This is a genomic window from Pseudomonas lyxosi, from assembly GCF_047758685.1.
Taxonomy (GTDB): Bacteria; Pseudomonadota; Gammaproteobacteria; order Pseudomonadales; family Pseudomonadaceae; genus Aquipseudomonas; species Aquipseudomonas lyxosi.
Window position 1 is genome coordinate 4,669,443 of sequence record NZ_CP180481.1, and the last position, 19,984, is coordinate 4,689,426.

General features: G+C 55.9%; 17 protein-coding genes and 1 pseudogene. 4 read left to right on the top strand and 14 right to left on the bottom strand.

The window, feature by feature from the left end:
- Positions 1–186: 186 nt before the first annotated feature.
- The 3 genes and pseudogenes from ACMXYI_RS21500 to ACMXYI_RS21510 all read left to right on the top strand — a co-directional run.
- Positions 187–1,749 (top strand): DUF1302 domain-containing protein, encoded by a 1,563-nt coding sequence (locus ACMXYI_RS21500; protein WP_415768963.1) that lies wholly within the window; start codon positions 187–189, stop codon positions 1,747–1,749.
- Positions 1,750–1,770: 21 nt separating this feature from the next.
- Positions 1,771–3,147, top strand: a complete 1,377-nt coding sequence (locus ACMXYI_RS21505; protein ID WP_415768964.1) for a DUF1329 domain-containing protein — start codon at positions 1,771–1,773, stop codon at positions 3,145–3,147.
- A 142-nt stretch (positions 3,148–3,289) separates the two neighbouring features.
- Positions 3,290–3,840, top strand: a pseudogene (locus tag ACMXYI_RS21510) (reverse transcriptase domain-containing protein); the annotation flags it as partial.
- A gap of 559 nt (positions 3,841–4,399) precedes the next feature.
- Here ACMXYI_RS21510 and ACMXYI_RS21515 read toward each other — a convergent pair.
- The 3 genes from ACMXYI_RS21515 to ACMXYI_RS21525 are packed head-to-tail and all read right to left on the bottom strand — an operon-like array spanning position 4,400 to position 7,758.
- Positions 4,400–6,355, bottom strand: coding sequence for a pyrroloquinoline quinone-dependent dehydrogenase (locus ACMXYI_RS21515; RefSeq protein WP_415768965.1), 1,956 nt, complete (start codon positions 6,353–6,355; stop codon positions 4,400–4,402).
- Positions 6,356–6,377: 22 nt separating this feature from the next.
- Positions 6,378–7,352 carry a flavin reductase gene (locus tag ACMXYI_RS21520; protein WP_415768966.1) on the bottom strand — a complete coding sequence of 325 codons (975 nt, stop codon included), beginning with the start codon at positions 7,350–7,352 and terminating at the stop codon, positions 6,378–6,380.
- 58 nt (positions 7,353–7,410) lie between these two features.
- Positions 7,411–7,758 carry a VOC family protein gene (locus ACMXYI_RS21525; RefSeq protein ID WP_415768967.1) on the bottom strand — a complete coding sequence of 116 codons (348 nt, stop codon included), beginning with the start codon at positions 7,756–7,758 and terminating at the stop codon, positions 7,411–7,413.
- Positions 7,759–8,049: 291 nt separating this feature from the next.
- Between ACMXYI_RS21525 and ACMXYI_RS21530 the strand changes: the two genes are divergently transcribed.
- Positions 8,050–9,288, top strand: a complete 1,239-nt coding sequence (locus tag ACMXYI_RS21530; RefSeq protein ID WP_415768968.1) for a helix-turn-helix transcriptional regulator — start codon at positions 8,050–8,052, stop codon at positions 9,286–9,288.
- A 29-nt stretch (positions 9,289–9,317) separates the two neighbouring features.
- Here the strand turns inward: ACMXYI_RS21530 and ACMXYI_RS21535 are convergent, their stop codons facing one another.
- From ACMXYI_RS21535 to ACMXYI_RS21585, 11 genes are all read right to left on the bottom strand, one after another.
- Complete coding sequence (locus ACMXYI_RS21535) at positions 9,318–10,280, bottom strand: acetyltransferase (protein ID WP_415768969.1); 963 nt, start codon at positions 10,278–10,280, stop codon at positions 9,318–9,320.
- Positions 10,281–10,290: 10 nt separating this feature from the next.
- Complete coding sequence (locus tag ACMXYI_RS21540; RefSeq protein ID WP_415768970.1) at positions 10,291–10,773, bottom strand: SRPBCC domain-containing protein; 483 nt, start codon at positions 10,771–10,773, stop codon at positions 10,291–10,293.
- A gap of 18 nt (positions 10,774–10,791) precedes the next feature.
- Positions 10,792–11,586 carry an SDR family oxidoreductase gene (locus tag ACMXYI_RS21545; protein ID WP_415768971.1) on the bottom strand — a complete coding sequence of 265 codons (795 nt, stop codon included), beginning with the start codon at positions 11,584–11,586 and terminating at the stop codon, positions 10,792–10,794.
- Between the two features lie 21 nt (positions 11,587–11,607).
- A complete protein-coding gene (locus ACMXYI_RS21550; protein WP_415768972.1) occupies positions 11,608–12,795 on the bottom strand; it encodes a sulfotransferase family protein in 1,188 nt (395 codons plus the stop codon).
- Positions 12,796–12,798: 3 nt separating this feature from the next.
- The gene (locus ACMXYI_RS21555; RefSeq protein WP_415768973.1) at positions 12,799–13,956 is read right to left on the bottom strand and encodes a DUF1214 domain-containing protein; all 1,158 of its coding nucleotides are present in this window, start codon (positions 13,954–13,956) and stop codon (positions 12,799–12,801) included.
- Between the two features lie 218 nt (positions 13,957–14,174).
- Entirely contained in the window at positions 14,175–15,224 is a 1,050-nt protein-coding gene (gene dmpG / locus ACMXYI_RS21560; protein WP_414907040.1) for a 4-hydroxy-2-oxovalerate aldolase, read from the bottom strand.
- A 1-nt stretch (position 15,225) separates the two neighbouring features.
- On the bottom strand, positions 15,226–16,146 hold the full coding sequence (locus ACMXYI_RS21565; protein ID WP_415768974.1) for an acetaldehyde dehydrogenase (acetylating): 921 nt from the start codon (positions 16,144–16,146) through the stop codon (positions 15,226–15,228).
- 34 nt (positions 16,147–16,180) lie between these two features.
- Complete coding sequence (locus ACMXYI_RS21570; protein ID WP_415768975.1) at positions 16,181–16,969, bottom strand: fumarylacetoacetate hydrolase family protein; 789 nt, start codon at positions 16,967–16,969, stop codon at positions 16,181–16,183.
- A 10-nt stretch (positions 16,970–16,979) separates the two neighbouring features.
- The gene (locus tag ACMXYI_RS21575; protein WP_415768976.1) at positions 16,980–17,798 is read right to left on the bottom strand and encodes an alpha/beta fold hydrolase; all 819 of its coding nucleotides are present in this window, start codon (positions 17,796–17,798) and stop codon (positions 16,980–16,982) included.
- A 115-nt stretch (positions 17,799–17,913) separates the two neighbouring features.
- Positions 17,914–18,699: an enoyl-CoA hydratase/isomerase family protein gene (locus tag ACMXYI_RS21580; RefSeq protein WP_415768977.1), complete on the bottom strand. Its 786-nt coding sequence runs from the start codon at positions 18,697–18,699 to the stop codon at positions 17,914–17,916.
- On the bottom strand, positions 18,696–19,970 hold the full coding sequence (locus ACMXYI_RS21585) for an acyl-CoA dehydrogenase family protein (RefSeq protein ID WP_415768978.1): 1,275 nt from the start codon (positions 19,968–19,970) through the stop codon (positions 18,696–18,698). The genes ACMXYI_RS21580 and ACMXYI_RS21585 overlap by 4 nt, the downstream gene beginning before the upstream one ends.
- Positions 19,971–19,984: the final 14 nt, after the last annotated feature.

Genomic DNA, 19,984 nt, shown 5'->3' on the forward strand with positions numbered 1-19,984 from the left:
TATTGCTCTGTTATACCTCGTCCATATGGACTAGCCGATCGAACGTTTTTTTACTTTTCAGGAGTAGTCCAAATAGACGATGCTCGAGAGAGCGTCAAAACTTAGGTTACTGGAGAGTAGGAGGGACTACTCGCAGTAGGTAGATACCGCGCGTTGCGATCAACAACAATAAGAGGACGCAGCAAAATGAAGATTTCACCAAGGGTTCTCGGCAAACTGGCCCGGGTGCCGATGTCGGCAGCATTCGTTACTCTGGCCTTGCCAAATATTAGCTGTTTTGCGGGTGAAACAATCAATTTTGACAATGGCGCGAGCATGGATTACACGCTGACGGCCAACTACGGTATCGGAGTTCGCGCGGAGAAACAGTCCAGGAGAATTCTTAATCAGCTTAACGCAGACGATTCCGATCGAAATTTCGATCGAGGAAGTCTGACCACCAATCGCCTAAGTTTATTGATCGAGTCCGATCTGCATAAGGACAATTATGGGTTGTTCTTGCGTGGTAGTACTTTCTATGACGCAGTCTATAAAGGATCAACTGATAATAAGTCGCAAAGCACGTTGAACCATGATGGCGACGCCGACGAGTTCAGTTCAGAGACTCGCAAGTGGGACGGCAGCCGCACCGTCATGCTTGATGCTTATACTTATGGGGCCTGGGACCTGGGGGGCGAAAGTAAACTCAGTGCGAAACTGGGCAAACATTTGGTTGCTTGGGGTGAAAACGTGTTTTTCCCGGGCATCTCGGGCGGACAGAACGGCGCAGATGCCTCAAAGAGTAACATCCCGGGGGTTGAAACCAAGGATGTTCTGCTAGGTGCAGAGGCTCTCTCCAGTCAGTGGAATATCACTCAGGACTGGTCTCTGGTGGGGTATTCGCAGTTCCGTTTCCGTCCGACAGAGTTGTCGCCGACGGGCGACTATCTGTTCTCCACCGATGTCATTGGTCCGGGTTCGGAGAAGCTGTTTTTCGCGCCCGGTGTCGCCATTCCGCGCACGTCAACGGATGATGCACGTGATTCCGGCCAGTGGGGCATTGGCACTCGGTATCGAGTGACACCTTCGACGGAACTTGGCCTCTATCATATTAACTACCACGCCAAAACACCTTCTGTCGTTTTCGATCCTTCTGGCAGCTCATACCATGTGAAATACTTTGAAGATATCAAAGCCACCGCCATGAGTATTTCCACGCGCTTGGGGGATTACAGTCTGGGCGGGGAGGTCGGCTACTATCAAGGGTTACCAGTTCAAGTAAATACAGCTGGTTTGCCGCAACAAGTCCGCGGTGATGCGGTGCAAGCACAAGCCAATATATATGGATCGTTCGGACCTAACTTTATGTCTGATCAAGTGATCGTGCTGGCGGAAGTTATAAGCCAGAAATTGCTTGATCTTGATAGTAATCCGTATGGGGCGAGTACCAAAAATACTAGCCTTGCGTCTTCTACTCGTACAGGTTGGGGTTATTCGTTTGCCTATATCAACCGATATCTGGGTGTCTTCGACGGTTGGGACATGACCGTTCCGATAGCTTGGAACCAAGGGGTGAAAGGCAGCGGAGTCATACAAAGCAGTGGTCTTCTTAATGAGGGTGACAAACGTCTAAGTGTCGGCTCCAGTTTGATTTATCTGGATAATCTAGAAATCGGCGTTAAATACAATATGTTCTTCGGTGATGTCAATGATCCGAGTCAGCTGGCTGATCGGGACTTTGTCACGCTTAACGCAAAATACAGTTTCTGAACGGTATAAGAGGGTATAAAAATGTTCAGTAAATACTATGCAGGTGCAGCCGCTTGTACCCTGACGATGACCTGTCTTGTCAGCGTACCAGCGTGGGCCAAGGTCTCTGCTGAAGAGGCAGCCAAGCTAGGCAATCAACTGACCTGCCAGGGTGCTGAGAAGGCCGGAAACGCTGAGGGTACGATTCCTGAGTACTCAGGCAAGTGGCTTGGCAAACCTTCAGGCCTTGCTTATGCAGGGACTGGCACACCCTACACCGACCCTTATGCGGATGAAAAACCGCTTTATGTCATCACAGCCAGCAACATGGAGCAGTACGCGGCCAAATTGACCGATGGTCAAAAAGCGCTGCTAAAAAAATACCCGGACACCTTCAATCTCCCTGTCTATAAAACGCATAGAGACTGGGCTTATCCGCAATGGATTTGTGATGTCTCGAAAAAGAATGCTGTTACGGCCGAACTTGTTGACGACGGGTTGGGTATAAAGGCAACTAATGGCAGTTCTCCATTTCCTATTCCAAAAAGCGGCCTGGAACTGGTATGGAACATGACGGTGCCCGCGGCGTCTCCTCGAGAGGTGGGAACATTCGATACGGCGGTTGTGAACCCGAGTGGCGGAATTTCCTGGGCGCGTGAGTTTCACAAAATCGTACTCAGCAAGGCCGACCCCAAGAATCGAGTGGAAACGACGGGATCAGCGGCCTGGAGTTATGGCGAGAAGCTCGTGCCTCAGCGCGACAAAGGAACCCTTACGTATGCCCGGGTTCCCTATAACTACAAATCGGATTTTCTTGATGTTTGGCAGTACAGCCCGGGCACTCGCCGTGTCCGCCAGTTGCCTAACTACGGATTCGACCAGCCCGGCCCCGGGGGATACACCACATTGGACGAGGGACAGATCTTCAATGGTTCTCCCGAACGTTACAATTGGAAGCTGGTCGGCAAGCGCGAGATCTATGTTCCTTACAACACGTATAAATTGCTCGACCCGAAACTCAAATATGCGGACTTGCTGAAGAACAAAGGGCATATCAGTCCGGAGTACACGCGATTCGAATTGCATCGGGTCTGGGTCGTTGAAGCCGAGCTAAAACCTGGTTTCCGACATCTGTATCCCAAGCGAGTCATGTACATCGATGAAGATACCTGGTTGCCACTGATGGGTGACAACTACGATGCCCGAGGGCAATTCTGGCGCACAGTTATGAACCACACGGTGTATGCCTTTGATGCTCAAACCGTTTGGCCGCATGTGGCTGTGTATCACGACCTGGTATCGGGATCTTATATTGCCGATCGCCTGACGACCGAGCAGAAACCTGTCACGTTGGTGGATGACGGCAGCCTCAAGGAAGAGCAATTCTCTCCTGATATGTTGCGCGGGGCAGGGCGCTAAAACACCAGAGGTTGTCCAGTGGTAACAGATAAGGCTCTCCAGCTAATGGGGAGCCTTTTTTTGCTTGTGCGTCAAGTATTGCGCGCAAGTACTACCAGCTTGGCTGTGGTGGCCGCGCTGGTGACTTGGGGTGAAAGTCCGCTATCAGAGCGTAGTCAGCAACAAGAGACGCCGGGTGCCGATGGCATGACGTCGAGTTGGCGGCCTACGAAACAGTACTGGTCGATCCTCAAGGCTCGACTACCTGGCTGGCGAGTACCATCGGCAAGGTGTACGCGCTGTCGAATTCTAAAACCCAAAGGCGGAAGCTGACATTTAGGCGCTCCCAACGTCTTGGTTCGTCTGATTCACCAGGCACTGCTGCAACAGCTCACGCCGATCTTCGATGCTCTGTTCTCGGACTACAACTATGGTTTTCGTCTGGGCAGAAGCGTTCATCGATCTATCGAAAAAGACCCGCGCCCACGTGGTGGCGGGTCACCGTTGGTGCCTGGGAGCTTAATCTGTAGAGGTTCATTGATCGGGTAAGTCACTACCTCTTGATGGCCTATATGGAGCGTGACGTCGAAGATAGGCGAGCGCTCAAACTGATCCGTCGGGACTTTGAAGCCGGGATTATGTTGGTGGGATTATCAGCCAACGGCAGGACGGGACACCCCGCTGGGCGGCCCACTCTCGCCGTTGCTGTCGAATAGGCCTTCTATCCATATGGATGACAGTCGAGATCGCTGAGAAATGCGGGAGGCCAAGCGCGGATCAATAAGCAGGTCGATGCCGATTGCACTGCCTGTTTATTGGATTGAAAGACATCAACGGGCTGGAGCTGTTGTGTTATTGGGCAGGTGCCCCTTCATTATGTGAAAGGGCATTTGCTGGATGATGGATCGTATCGAGCCAGAACTTGTGATTCATTCAATGCCAGACGATCAACGAAAAATACTTGTCAAATTGATTTGTGAGGGCGCAACACAGAGCTGACCTGGGCCTGGGGCGGTGTAATTGCACATCGCGTAGTTGTTGGGGTGAGGGTTTATCCGCGATTCGAGGACCGTCAACGTCATCGCCACTGCAGTGATCGATAGCAAAACGACGAACATGTTCTCAATTCTTATTTTTGTTTTCATGCTGACTCCAGTCTGCAAACGCAATCGTGAAGGTTTTTGGTGGAGCGCCCGGTCTATCCTGTATCGATTGGAAATTGCTCCATCTACAGGCTACGTGGGCGCGTTTGTCCTGGAATCGTCCAAATGGACTACTCGCTCGAAGGTTCTGGTTTTGGTAGCGCGTAGGCGATTATGTAATCGCCCAAAGTGGTTCCCATATGGGCATGCCCGCCAGCGGCAATGATCACGTACTGGCGTCCATCATGTGATGAGACGTAGCTCATCGGCGTGGCCTGGCCACCCGCGGGAAGGCGGGCCTTCCAGAGTTCTTTGCCTGTTTTAGTCTCAAAGGCACGCAAATAGTTGTCGGTGGTTGCACCAATGAAAACCAGGCCGCTGGCCGTGACTATCGACCCGCCCTGATTCGGCATTCCTAGTTTGAGGGCTATACCGAGCGGGGCGTTGTCTTGGGTCGTGCCCAGGGGGATCTCCCACAGCCGTTGTTTGGTTTTCAGATCAATGGCCGTCAACACCCCCCACGGTGGTGGCGTGCAAGGGATGCCTAACGCAGAAAGGAAAGGAGTGTTCTGCACTGCGTACGGTGTGCCGTATGACGGGTTGTACTGGGCCACACCGGCTTTTTCCTGTCGATCGGACTCGTCGCGGGGGATGAGCTTGACGATGGAGGCGATTCGGTTGGTGTTGGCGATCAGGATCTGACGCTGCTCGTCCACTGCAACGCTGCCCCAACTGCTGGCGCCCAGGTTGCTGGGGTAATTCACGGTACCTTGCAATGATGGCGGAGTGAAGATGCCTTCGTGGCGGTAGCGACGGAACTCGCGCAGGCACAAATGGCGGTCGATGGGTGTCAACCCCCAGATATCCTCTTCCGTCAGCACGGTGGGATGCAGGGACGGCATGTCGCTCGAGAACGGCTGAGTGGGTGAAGCTTGGTCGCCGGGTGCAGGGCCGCCGGGTACCGGGCGCTCACTCACGTTGCTGAGCGGGGTACCCGTGCGACGGTCGAGGACAAACAGCTGGCCGGTCTTGGTGCTCTGGATGAGTGCGGGAGTCCCGTTGAACTCTGTCAATACCGGCTGGGAAGCCACGTCATAGTCCCACAAGTCATGATGAACGGTCTGAAACGCCCAGCGGACCTTACCAGTGCTCACTTCCAGTGCGACGACCGAACTGCTGTAGCGTTCTTCGCTCGGACTGCGCTCTCCACCGAAATAGTCAGGCGAACGGTTGCCGGTCGGGATGTAGACCAAACCCAGTTGTGGGTCTGCACTGAACACCGACCAGGCATTGGCCGAGCCTCGGGTGTATGTATTTGCACTCTGATCGGCCTCGATGGCGCCAGAGTCCCAAGACCAGAGCGGCTTGCCTGTACGGACATCAAAAGCCCGGACCACTCCGCTCGGTACATCGGTTGACTGGTTATCAAGCACCAGACCGCCGACCATCACGCTGTCCCCCACTACGGTGGGGGGAGAGGTGACGCTATAAAAACCTGGCTTGACGCTACCTAGGTGTTCAAGTAGTGACACGGTGCCATTGACGCCGAAATGGGTGCAAGGTTTACCGGTTTGGGCATTCAGCGCCAGCAATCGTCCATCCAGCGTGGCCGCCAGAATTCGCTTCGGACAGGCCAAAGGAGAATCATTGGCGCGATTGTCGGGAGCATCGGCGTGGTAAGCCACGCCTCGGCAGGTCACTAGATAATGTCCTGAGGTATTGCTCTGCGGGTCGAACCGCCAGCGCTCTTTGCCGCTGTCGGCATCAAGGGCGATGATGGTGTTGTGCGGTGTGCAAAAATACAGACTGTCATCGACTTTCAGCGGTGTGGCTTCAAATGCCGGTAAGTTCTTGGCGTCCTGCGTTGCCAGGTCGCCGGTACGGTACGTCCAGGCGACTTGCAGATTTTGCACGTTTTGCGGTCCGATCTGTGTGGCCGGCACAAAGCGTGTACCAGACTGCGTTCGACCGTAATGAGGCCATTGGTCGTTCGCGGGTATTTCGGCAAGCGCCATGCCAGCGAACGGCAGCAGTAGGCCGGCGACAGCCCGGCGCCGAGGCGCCGTCAGCTTGAAAAAAAGGTGCATTCAAGGCATCCATTTCTTGAAGTTATTTAACTTCAGTACCGTCATCCCAAGGGTGGGCAAGGCCTGGGTCGGTTTGAATAATCAGCTGTTTGAGCAGGTTTTTCAGTGAGACGGTTTCCCAATAGCCGAAGCGGTCGAGTACGTCCGCCTCCAGAGCCTTGGCCGCAGCGATAATGCGCAAGGTTGAGTCGCGGCCTACTTCTGTGAGGTAGCAGGTAGTGCCATCGAGTCGCACGAAGCCCTTGTCGCGCAGGCCTTGCAAAACTTGCTCGTTGGCCTCGAAGCCGGTGTACGAGAACAGACTGTTGAGTTTTTCCAGGCTTCGCCCGTCTTTCACGCTGAGCACACTCAGGAAAAAGTACTCGGTGTCGTTCAGGCCATAACTCAGCGCGTGTTGACGGATCTGGCTGTAGAACTGGAAGTGTGCACGTGCGAGCAGGTAGCCAATGAAATCCTCGCTGAAGCTTGAGTCCACATCGGCTCCGGGCGCCATCGACAAGGTTGCGCTTTTACGGGTGGCGACGGCGTATTTCCCTGCCTGAAACACCAATGGCGCAACAGGTTGGTGGTCGAACTCAATCACTTCACCGACGAAAATAATGTGATCGCCGCCTTCATACATAAAGGAAGTCTTGCACTGCATGCGGGTGCAACAGCCGTTAAGCAGAGGCACGCCGCCGAGTCCGAGGTCTATATCGACGCCGCTGAACTTGTCTTCACCACTTTTGGCGAAACGGTTCGACAGGGCTTCCTGTTCGGCCGAGAGAATGTGCACAGCCCAGAATTCGCTGGCTTCGAAAGCCTCCAGATTGCGAGAACTCTTGGCCAGACTCCACAGCACCATCGGTGGATCGAGTGAGACTGAATTGAAGCTATTGGCGGTGATGCCGACCGGGGTGCCATCCGGCGCGCTGGCGGTAATGATGGTGACGCCGGTGGTGAAGGTGCCTAGAGCGTTGCGAAATTCGCGGGGATCGAACTGGGTTTTAGCGTTCATGGTGGGCCTCACGGATCTTGTTTTTGTCAAAAGTGATGGGCGCGGAGGAGGTCTCGGTTCAATTGGCCAGTTTTTGCGTGATGACCAACTGAAAGGCGCTATTGAGCGGTTCGAGGACGGCGCGCCACTCATGGGGGCCTTTCTCGATCGGGCGCACGACCAGGATGTCGGCTGCAATCAGGCGATCAACGACAACCTCGATATCTCGCTCGACCTGGATGACCAACGCTGGTTTATCAATGATGCGTTCGGCGTCGCTGGCAAGAGTGAGACTCAAAGGGGCAGATTCGAACGCAGCGTAGCGGTTTGCATCACGAAATTTCAGCGTCAGGCCCAGGACGTCCTGAAGCAGGCACAAGGTTGATTCCAGGTTTGCGACGGGTAGTAAGAGGGCATTGAGCTTCATGGGTACTAACTCCAGCGGTGATGACCCTAGCCTACGGAGTCCCCCCTCTGGATTTCATCGTCCGATGAGACTAGCCGGCGAGTTCTTTGCCGGTTTTCTAGCGATTTAGGCGGATGAGCACCGACATCGTCCAAATGAACGATTGCCCCACCGCACAGGACGCCTAAATTTCAATTAGCATTCCGCAGACTTTGTAGGATTTGATGAGGTAGGATCGTAAGAAATAAATCTTGACGTTGCGTCATCACCGGAAGTGTTGAGCTCCACAATAAAAATAAGCGGGAGAAAAGCATGAGACTCGTTTGGCCTGAACCTGTATCGCGCAGCGATGTTAGTCATCCCACCTGTGAACCTGCCGACATGAGCGAACAACAAGATGGGGCTGCCAGCCTAGACGTTTTTTCACGCAGCCGTATGGCCCCGGCAAAGTTCAATGAGCTAATTTCGCTAATTTATGAAGGTCCCCTGGAGACCTTGCCTTGGGCGAGTTCACTCAATTTTTTGCGCGATCTTCTGGACGCAAATTGGGTCACATTGATCTTGCGTCCTGCCTCGGAAAGAAATGATGCGTTGATTATCAATGCCGGCCCCAAAGGCCCGTTCATGGAGCAAGGCAAATTTTCCAGCCGTACCGCTTTTACGCTTGATCCCTTTGTAGGCTTACCGCCAGACAAGGTCCTGACGGTGGAGGAAATGATCGGTGCCGGCGATTGGCATACCAGCGACTTCTATAAGCAGTTTGTCGAGCCCTACGATATACGTTATCTGTTGGGGTTCGATATCTATACCAAAGATGGTTCCGAGTGCCGTTTCCGTGTCTGTCGCAGCCATGCGTCGCAGCCGTTTTCCGATCGGGATCGTGCGGTGTGCGAGGCTCTGTTGCCACATCTGAAACGCTCCATTGAGCTTCACTCCCGACTGGATCATATTGAGTCGGAACGCCGCCTGTATGCCGGTGCTGTGGATCGCATGATGCTGGGTACTGTGGTGTTCGATGAGACCGGAACCATCATGAAAACCAACAAAGTGGCCGATGAAATTCTTCGGGCGCATGACGGTATCCACATGTCGAACGGGACGCTGGAGGCCAAGTATTCGACTGAAAATCGCGCTCTTCAACAATTTATCCGGCAGGCACTGGAAAACGCCACCAATCTTCCGCAAGCGATGTCGATCACTCGACCATCGGGATTGGCCAAATATGGCGTGGCAATACGCTCGGTACCTCTGAGCGAGTGGTCGGAAGGACGACATCGGCCAGCGGTTATGGTGTTTTTACGCGATCCAGAGCACAAATCCCAGGCTTCGCCGGACGTGATTCAGTCGCTGTTCGAATTGACCCCGGCCGAAGCGGCTCTGGCGTTGTTGCTGGCTGATGGTATGACGCTGGAAGAGGCAGCGGATGATCTCAATATTCGCAAGAACACGGCGCGAGCGCATCTACGCTCGATTTTTTCCAAGACTGGGGTTACCCGTCAAACAGCTCTGGTGCGTCTGCTGTTGGGCAGTATTACACCCAACAACGATTGAGCCGGATCAGTCGATAGAAAAACGGCCTCTCAAGAGGCCGTGAAGCGTGTTTGGAAAAGGTCGGCAAAGCGATCGAACTCAACGTGTGGTAAATCGTTGATGCCGGCCGCCCCGCGTCGACCTCCACCCGTGGGGAACTCTCTACAGAACTCATCAGCACCCAGGTTGCTATTGGCGGGTACCCGGACGCTAACAGTGAAACCGCCTTTGGATTTTGGCGACAGAATGGCGATGGCGTGCCCAGGTTGAGCCAGCATCAGCTCGTTGGCCAACACGCCAATTGCCCGACGAGCCCAGGCTGCGTCCGGTAGCATGACAATCGACGTCGTCGGCCCCTGCCGCACTGGCTGCAGCTGACGGGCTTGCTCCATATCGGCCTCATAACCGGCGCTTAATGCTGCAAATGCCTTTGAGTTGTGGACGAAATCAAGTGGATCACTATAGGGGCGCATCTCTTGAGCCAGCAATGCAGGATCGAAGTGCAAGTCTTCGATGCTCTCGCCGTAGGCGTTGTAGTTCAGGTAGATGCCTAGCTTTTTCAGGGTTGCTCGAGCGGAGGCGTCGAAGCCGGCCGTAATCGCCATTGCGTTGGCTACCTTTGGCAGGCTATCACCGAATGCAGCCGTGATGGCCCATGCGCGATAAGTGCCTTCCAGATGACGGTCGACCAAAATGCTGGTGCATACGTCGCCCGCTGTGTCGATGTGTGATGTAAAACGTTCATGGTCTGGTTGTTCACCCGCGAAGTGGTGATCGAAGTACCGAACGCGAGCACCGTTGTCGAGCAGCCTGGTCAGACCTGCACGATTGGTATCCAGGGAAATGTCTAATGCAATCACCTCGTCACCGACGCCGGCCTGGACTCGCTCCAGCAGTTTGATGTCGCGTTTGACCCCCGTTATCAGTTGCGCTTCCTGCGGATCGGCAAGGCGCAATTGCTGGAGCGCACAGAGCCCATCTGCATCACCATTGAAGGCATAAATCACACTCATCCGAAAATCCTCAACGGTTATCCGATTTGCCGGCGGCATGCAGTGCTTCGGCGTGCTGTTTCAGGCCATTGGCCACGGCATCGAAATTCTGTTTCACCCAAGGCCCGAAGGTCTGCATGATGTTGTCAGCATTGAGCCCCAGGAAAATGTCGGTGGTGAAATACCGGCAACGTTCGGCGCCCAGGCTTTCGATGTACTGGTCGCGACGGGCAGCATCCTTGGAGTCCGCAGTCGGTCGTTGCTCCCAGGACAGCAATTGGTTGGGCTCGTACGCAACCAGGTGCTCCACCACGCAAAAACGCGCCCCGGGTTTGGCAGGGTCCGGGATGTAGAGATTGACCGGAGCGCCCAGTTGCAAGCTTGACTCGACCGCAACGGTGAAGGGGTTCCATAGGTGGTATTGCTGCAGATCCACCAGAATCTCCCAGACCAGTTCGGCTGGCGCGTCGATCTCGACTACCACGGATGTGACAATATTTTCAGCCTTACTCATGCGTTCAACTCCAGTGATTCAGGGCGCCATGAACTCGCCGCCATTGATGTCGAGCCAGGCGCCAGTGACGGCCTTGGCGTAATCGGATACCAAAAACAGCGCACCCTTGGCGCAGTCATCGTCGGTCGGGATATGCCCCATGGGAATATTGAGCGATGCCGCAGAAATCTGCTCTTGCACGCTGATGCCTTGTTCTTGCTCGACGTGCTGCATGTACTGTTCAACCGGTGTGCCCCACATCCAGCCCATGGCCGCAGTGTTGACCCGCACACCGAACGGCGCATATTCCTGGGCCAGGTATTTCACCGCGGTAGCCAATGCCCCTTTCGACGCGGCGTAGCCACCCTGACCAATAAGAGGTTTGCGGGTCACCATTGAGTTGATCATGACCATCGCACCGCCACCCTGGAGTTTCATCTGCTTGGCAGCCTCCAGCGCCAGGTTCATCGTACCGAAGACATTGGTCTGGAAAATCTCTTGCCAGCCTTCAGTGCCGCCGTCTTGCAAGTTACCCATCACATTCCCGGGGTTGTAGGCGCTGTTGATCAGGCAATCCAGCCGTCCAAAGCGCGCCACCGTCTGTTCTACAAGGTGGCGACATTGGTTGGGATCGAGAATATCGGTCGGCACTTTGAGTACTTCACAAGGCAGTTGCAACGCTTCGATGCGGGCTTGAGCATCATCGAGTTTGGCGATACCACGCGCTGCCAATACCACGCCGCACGCGCCTGCACGAGCAGCCTCTATGGCCAGTTTTACGCCAAGACCTGGACCTATCCCTGAAATGACTACAACTTTGTTCTGCAGAATCATGTTGGCAATCCTTGACGATGGTTACGCGCTCTTCTCCAGGCGCGGGAGGATGTGGCGCGCGCGGTAGGCGGCGAAGTCATGTTCGAGCTGTTCCTTGGTCAACCCCATTTTCTCCAGGGAGTACTCATGTGCGGCCCGTTTATCCCGGCTGCTGGAGGACAACCATTGCTGCATCAGTTGCTCGACTTCTGGCGTCAGCTCGACACCGATGAACGGATAGATAAGCTTGATGACTTCCAGCGGGCGCGCGACGGCGTCCAGATACCAGACATCGAGAAAGCGGTCCTTGGGCTGGTTATCGCGCACGGAAAGGGCATCATGCAGACCTTTGGCGAATTTAGCCGACCAGATGCTTGCTGCTTTTTTCGGGTCGGCCTTGTCGCTGTACACGCCCCAGATGGTGTAAGCGAAGCTGCTCATCGAAGGAATGGTTTCCAGCGGATCACGGTGCGTCTGAATGACTTTCACACCCGGGAATACCTTGAACAGCGTGTCCATGGCGTGAGTGTGGTGCGGTGCCTTCATGACCCAGCGTTGTGCCACTACCCCGCGTTGACGCTTTTGCCATTGCAAGAATTGCAGCTGTTTTTTCAAGTACACATAGGCTGGGGTTTGATCCTGACGACCGAGCCAATCGGTGTAGTCGGGGACATTGGCATAGGCGTACATGGCACTCAGGAACGAGTGCTCCATCAGCACGACTTCTTCATCGCACAACTCGGCATCCAATGGATGCATGGTCAGCAATTCCGGCATGGCCTCGATCATCATTTTGACCTCAGCCTTGCCCAGGGCAATCCGCGGGTCCGGTTTGCCGGCCTCGGCGGTGGCCAGTGGTGCCGGATAGCGGACTTCCCACCAGGCTGGCGTGTAAAAGCGCGGATCCCGGGCCAGAACCCGATGCAGCATGGTGGTGCCGGTGCGCGGCAGACCGACGATGACCACTGGATCTGCAATCGACTCATTCAGAATCTCAGGGTGTCGCTGCACATAGTTTTCCAGCACCAGACGCGAGCCCAGGCTTTCGACCAGGCGTTCGGCGAACATCTGGCTGCCGATAGTGGACAGCTGGCCGTCTTTTTTAATCGAGGCCAGCAGCACGTCCAGACCTTCACGAAAACTCGGGTCGCCGAAATCATTCAGGCCGTTATTGCGATTCATCGCCTCGGCGAGCAGGGCCTCGGCGTCAAGCGGGGGGGTAGTGGTCATGTTCTAGAGTCCTAGTGGCAATTCGTTGAGCTTCACCACGTGCGTTCTGGGGTGAACCTGTTCTTTTGAGCCTATCCAGCGAAAGCACAACGTGCCGTCGTCATGGCCTGCGGTTTCCAGCCAATTTGAGGTGCCCGGATCACGATGAGCGATCACCAGGGTTACGCTGCCGTCTGGATTTGGCTTGGCGGAGTGTTGATTGAGTGAAATTCGGTAGTAGCGATAGTCCAGCGACTCCATCCAGTAGTTGTTGACCTGGATGTTCCAGTACTCACAGTCCGGGATACGGTCGAGATGAATCACCAGCGCTTCGTCTTCAGCCAGTTGCCAGCGCGAGTGGTAGTAGAAGATGTTTGGATCGCCACCCACCGATTGGCAGAGCGCTTGGTCGGCAGGGGGCAATTGGTTGATATGCCCCTCGTAGCTTTGCGCCCAATTGGCGAAGGTGGTCGCAGTGTTTTCGACAAAACGGGCGGCTTGAACCAGATTGTTGCGCAGCTTCCCCGGGTTGATCGGGAAGGGTTTGCCGTCGGCGTCGATACGCTCGATCTTTAGTTGGGCCGGTTTCTCATTGGCTCGATCAAGGAACACCTGGCGAATCAGCAATTGAATGCTGTCTGGGTCAATTTTCAGCCAGTTACCCGGTTGCGGGTATTGGCTGATAACGAGTTCGAAACTTCCATCTTGGGCGAACGTCAGACTGTTGCTGTCGATGAAGCCACCAGGTTCCAGCTTGCCTGACTTCTCGTACCCACCGCGCTTGGTGCTGAAGTTGATCGATGCGGCCGATCCGCGTAATCCACTGATCCTGTATGTGTACTGACCGTTGATGCGGGCGGCCAGATACCCCATGTCCGGATTATCGGCGCCGATTTTTGCTGTCTCGTGGGAGGGCACCATAAAAGTCGGGAATTGCTCGTCACCGCCTTCAACAAACATCTCAAGACCGATGCGCGCCAAGCGACTCAGATAACGCATACCTTCTGCCTGGTTGAAGTCGTCTTGAGGCGCCTCCTGGCGTTGTAGCTGCAGACCTGCGCGCTTGAGAGTGTCGCAGTACAGTTCCCAAGTGCGAATGCTTTCACTCTTTGCCTCTGTCAGGTCTACCACACGGGCTTCCTCGATCTGGTTGGTATGCCCGCAGAGTAGAAAACCTGTCAAGAATGATCATCGTCCTTTCGGACTAACTATCCGCACGGGTGTCGCGGATTGTTTGCCAGGTGCATGGCAACCCGTAGAGTGTTCTGAGTGACACCGCGGTTGGTGGTGTTCGCAGCGGTGTGAGGCAGGGAGGAGGGGCGCATCGAAGGGGTACAGGAAAGGAGAAAAGACGGACTCAGCGCCTGCGTGGGGGCGCCGAGTCCGGAGGGAGGGACGTGTCAGGCGCTTTTGGCGATGGCTTGTGCTTTGTCGCGGGCACGGGCCATGTCCATGGCGGTGTCCTCGATCATGTCTTCCTGGCCGCCGACCATGCCGCGAGCGCCCAACTCGACCAGAATATCCCGGGCACTCACACCGTATTTGGCTTCGGCGCGCTTAGCGAACAGCAGGAAAGACGAGTAAACCCCGGCATAGCCCAACGTCAATGAGTCGCGGTCGATGCGTACCATGTGGTCCATCATCGGCAGTACGATGTCTTCGGCAACGTCCATGATTTTGTAAAGATCGACGCCCGTTTCGATGCCCATGCGATTGCACACGGCGACGAACACCTCCAGCGGTGTATTGCCCGCTCCGGCGCCCAGGCCATTGGTCGAACCGTCTATACGTACTGCGCCAGCTTCGATGGCGGCCAGGGAGTTGGCAATACCCATCGCCATGTTGTGATGGCCGTGGAAGCCGATTTCGGTTTCCGGTTTAAGCGCTGCACGCAGTGCGCCAATCCGCTCGGTCACGTCTCCGGGTAGCATGTAGCCGGCGGAGTCGGTGGCATAAATGCAGTTGGCGCCATAGGACTCCATCAGCTTGGCCTGGGTAACCAACTGCTCGCCGGAGACCATGTGCGCCATCATGAGAAAGCCCACGGTGTCCATTTCCAGTTTACGAGCCAAGGCGATGTGTTGTTCTGAGACGTCGGCCTCGGTGCAGTGTGTGGCAATGCGGATTGTATGCACGCCCAGGTCCTTGGCCATGCGCAGGTGATCGACCGTACCAATGCCCGGCAGCAGCAGGGCTGATGCCTTGGAGTGTTTGAGTTCGCCAATCACCGCGCTCAGGTATTGCTCGTCTGTATGGGCCGGGAAACCGTAGTTCACCGACGCACCGCCCAGGCCGTCGCCATGGGTGACTTCCAGCAGCGGCATGCCGGCATCGTCCAGCCCGCGGGCGACCGCACGCATTTGTTCAAGGCTGATCTGGTGACGCTTGGGATGCATGCCGTCGCGCAGCGTATTGTCGTGCAGAATGATTTTCTTGCCTTGCAGGTTCATGTCAGGCCTCCAGCGCGGTCTGGGGTTCGAGGTTCAAGTTACCGTTGAGGATTTCCTCTGCGAACATCTCTGCAGTCCGGGCTGCGGCGGCCGTCATGATGTCCAGGTTTCCGGCGTACTTGGGCAGGTAATCCCCCAGACCCTCGACCTCCATGAAAATCGACACGCGATTGCCATCGAACACTGGGCCGTTCTTGAGGCGGTAACCGGGCACGTACTTTTGCACGTCGGCGATCATGGCATGCACCGAAGCGATAATCGCCGCTTGATCGGGTTCGGATTCAGTCAGACAGTGGATGGTGTCGCGCATCATCATGGGCGGTTCTGCCGGGTTGATGACGATGATCGCCTTGCCTTGTTTTGCGCCTCCGACACGTTCGATGGCGCCAGCAGTGGTGCGGGTGAATTCATCGATATTCTTGCGGGTGCCCGGGCCGACTGAGCGAGAGGAAACGGTCGCGACAATTTCACCATAGGCAACCGGTTGTACCCGTGATACCGCGGCGACCATCGGGATCGTCGCCTGGCCGCCACAAGTCACCATGTTCACGTTCATTTGCCGCTGTCCGACCTGTTCGCGCAGGTTGACCGGTGGTACACAATACGGTCCGATCGCGGCCGGGGTGAGGTCGATCATTAACACACCAAGCGCATTGAGCTTTCGCGAGTTTTCGGCGTGCACATAGGCTGATGTAGCATCGAAAGCGATCTGAATACCGTCCTCGATCACATGGGGCAACAGCCCGTCTACGCCGCGGTCCGTGACCTTCATGCCCATCTCGCGAGCACGCGCCAGACCTTCGGATGTGGGATCGATACCCACCATCCAGACGGGTTCGAGCACAGGACTGCGGCTTAGTTTGTAGAGCAGATCGGTGCCGATATTGCCTGGACCGATCACTGCACATTTGATTCTTCGCATATTGCACCTCCTGAAACGTGATGGGGGGCAGGTATCAGTCGATGAAACTGACCGACGCTGCGCCTAATCCTTCGATGGTGAGCTCGAATCTGTCACCGGCGCTGGCTGGTACCAACGGTGCGAGAGACCCGGACAAGATGATTTCCCCGGCACGGAATGGAATGCCGAAGCGTCCCAGGGTGTTGGCCAGCCAGGCCACAGCCTCAGCGGGATGGCCCTGGACGGCGCTACCCAGTCCAGAACCCGCGGCGAGTCCATTGCGCAGCACGTCGAGACGGACGCTGGCCAGGTCCAATTCGCGAGGTGCGGTGCGCTGATCGCCGAGCACGAAAACACCGCATGAAGCGTTGTCTGCCACCGTGTCCTGGATGCGGATTTTCCAATCGGTGATCCGTGAGTCGACGATTTCGAAGCACGGCAGCACCCATTCAGTGGCATCCAATACGTCTTCACGCGTGACGTTGCCATGGAGGTCTTCCTTGAGAATGAAGGCGATTTCACCCTCCGCCCGCGGCTGGATCAGACCGGATTGACTCAGGCTGATGCAGGCGTCGTTGGGGTAGTGCATAGCGTCAGTCAGAAACCCAAAGTCCGGTTGGTGCACATTCAGCATGTCCTGCACGGCTTTGCTGGTAACACCGATTTTTTTGCCCACCAGTTGTTCGCCGGCGGCGATTCGTCGTTGCAGGATGTGCAAGGAAATGTGGTAGGCGTCGTCGATGCTGATCTCGGGGTGGTGCGTGGTCAGCGGTGAAAGTGTCTTGCGCGCACGTAGCGCAGCATACAACTCGTCGCCCAATTCGCTGATGAGGTGCTGGTCCATGGAGAATCCCTTAGCCGTTTTGCAAGAAGTCGAGGCAGGTCCGATTGAACAGGTCGCGATGCTCGACCATGACCCAATGCCCGCAGCGGTTGACAAGGACAACGCGTGCATCCTGGCAATGCGCCAGGATTTTGTACGCACCTTGGGCTGGGCAGAATTTATCGTCGCTGCCCCAGAAGCCAAGCACCGGGCAGGTGATTTCAGCGAGGCGCTCACTCATATTGGGCACGCGCATGGTCGAGAGCACGCTTTTGGGTTGAAGCGCGCAGATCGGGACGCGCTGATCAAGCAACTCTTCGGTGATCAGCGATGAGTCATAGACAAGAATGGAGAGCAGGCGGCGCATGCCTTCACGGTCCAGTGCCCCATCGGCGAAGTCGCGCATCATTTTCTGGATGCCTTCCATCTGGAAGTACACTTCGCGCTCCTCCAGCCCGCCCGGCCCCATCAGGATCAGCTTGCTGACCGCCTCAGGAAAGTCGAGTGCATATTTGATTGCAATCGCGCCACCCAGTGAATTGCCAATCAGTACGCAGCGCTGCACATCCAGTGCCTGCAGGAATTCATGCAAGGCACTGACGAAGAAGTCCAGCACATAGTCGACGTCTTCAGGTTTGGACGACAAGCCATAACCAGGGAGGTCGGGAACCAGCGTTCGATAACCGTGCTCATTGAACCATGGATAATTGCCCTGGAAATTGCTATAGCCGCTGGCGCCAGGACCGCTACCGTGAATGAACACTAGCGTGTCACCCTGACCGTCGTCCTGATAGTGGATATCCAGACCGCTGGGTGTACGCAGTTGTTTGGCCGATGGAATAGGAGTCATCTGGGGCGCCATGGGTTAGTCCGTTGGTAGCGTGTGACAACTCAAGGTCGAGTGGTCATTTCACCTTCAACGACATCTTCAATGTGCGCCCGGTTCGAAGCATCGTCTGTTCAGACTAAGAGCCGAGATAGTGGGCTTTTTTCTTGGTGAAGAAAGCATCTATTCCACGACCAAAATCCTCGGTTTGAGTGCACGCGCAAAACCCTTCGCGTTCGGCGTCCAGTTGCTCCTCAAGGCTGCGTTGCAAGGCATTTCGTAACAGCCGTTTGGTTTGCCCTAGGGCAAAGGTCGGGCCCTCGGCCAAGCGATTGGCCAAGCGTTCGGTTTCAGCCTGGAGCTGATCCGCGGCAACCAGTTTGCCGATCAAACCCAGGCGCAAAGCTTCGTCAGCATCGAACGGCTCACTGAGCAGAAGCAGTTCCATGGCTTTGTGCAGGCCGACCAGCCTTGGCAGGTGCCATGAGGCCGATGCATCAGGGCTGGTGCCAATCGAGGCATAAGCCAGGTTGAAGCGCGTGCCCTGCGCGGCCAGAACAAAATCACAGGCCAACGCGATGCTGACGCCAGCGCCTGCGACGGCGCCATGTACGCTGGCAATCACCGGTTGTGACAGTCCGGTCATGATCGCCAGCGCCTCATGTAAGGGTTCAATCAAGGCTTGGGCATTTTCCAGTGGGTTTTCTCGCAGGCTGGCAAGATCACCCCCTGCGATGAACGCACGACCGGCGCCCTTGAGGATAACGACACGAATATCGCTAGAGGCGGAGATGGTCCGCATGGCGTCGCGAAACGCTATAGCCATGGGGACGTTGATTGCATTCAGTGCTGCAGGGCGATCAAAAAGAAGGTGAGCAACCGGACCGTCCAGGGTCAACGTCAAGGGTGCATCCTCACTGTTCATTGTTGATCTCCTGCGACGAGATGGGACGGTAAATTCGGGGTGAAGTAGGCTGCGCAGGCCGCGCCTCGGGTTTTGGCCTTGGCGAGTTCATCCTTGGCGACGGTGCGTAGATGCACCTCGTCCGGTCCGTCAATGAAGTGCAGCGCGCGCCCCCAGGTCCAGAGGAATGCGAGCGGGGTATCGGCGGTCATGCCCATGGCACCGAATACCTGAATGGCACGATCCAGCACCCGGGTTTGCAGGCGTGCGGCGACCAGTTTGATGGCCGAGACATCGACGCGGGCGCTGCTATTGCCCAAACGATCGATCGTGTCCGCCGCGCGCAGCACCAGGAGTCGCGCCTGATCGATCTCTACTCGCGATTCGGCAATCCAGTCACGCACATTGGAAAAATCTGCCAGGTGACGACCGAATGCCTTTCGCTCCAGAGCGCGGGTGCACATCAATTCGAGCGCCAGTTCGCACTGACCGATGGTGCGCATGCAATGGTGAATGCGTCCCGGCCCAAGACGTGCCTGGGCGAGGGAAAAGCCGCCGCCTTCCTTGCCCAACAGATGATCCAGTGGAACACGGACGTTGCTGAGCAATACTTCGCAATGCCCCTCGACGGCGTAGTGATGCATGAGCGGCACGTTGCGCACGATCTGGACGCCGGGAGTGTCCATCGGCACAAGGATCATCGAGTGGTTTTGGTGGCTGCTGCTTTCATCGGCATTGCGGCCCAATACGATCATCAATTTGCAGTTTGGGTGCAGAGCGCCTGTGGTGAACCATTTGCGCCCGTTGATCACATACTGCTCACCGTCGCGCTCAATGCGTGTGGCAATGTTGGTGGCATCAGAGGAAGCGACGTCCGGCTCTGTCATGGCGAAACAGGAGCGAATGCCACCTTCCAGCAGCGGCTTGAGCCAACGCTGGTATTGCTCGGGGCTGGCCGCGAGGTGCAACAGTTCCATATTGCCGGAGTCTGGCGCGTTGCAGTTGAACACCTCGGCAGCCCAAGGCAGTCTGCCCATGATTTCCGACAGCGGCGCGTATTCGAGATTGCTTAGCCGGGTGCCTGGCTCGTCCGATCGCAGGGCTGGCAGAAACAGGTTCCATAGCCCTTCGTCCTTGGCGAGAGCTTTAAGGTCATTGATCAACTCGAGTGGGTAAATACCTTGTTCAGCCTGGTGATGCCATTGGATGTTGGCCGGCAGCAAGTAATTATCGTAGAACGCTTGAAGGCGTTGTTGCAGTTGAACGACGTGGGGCGGATATTCAAAGTTCATGGGCGGGTCTCGAC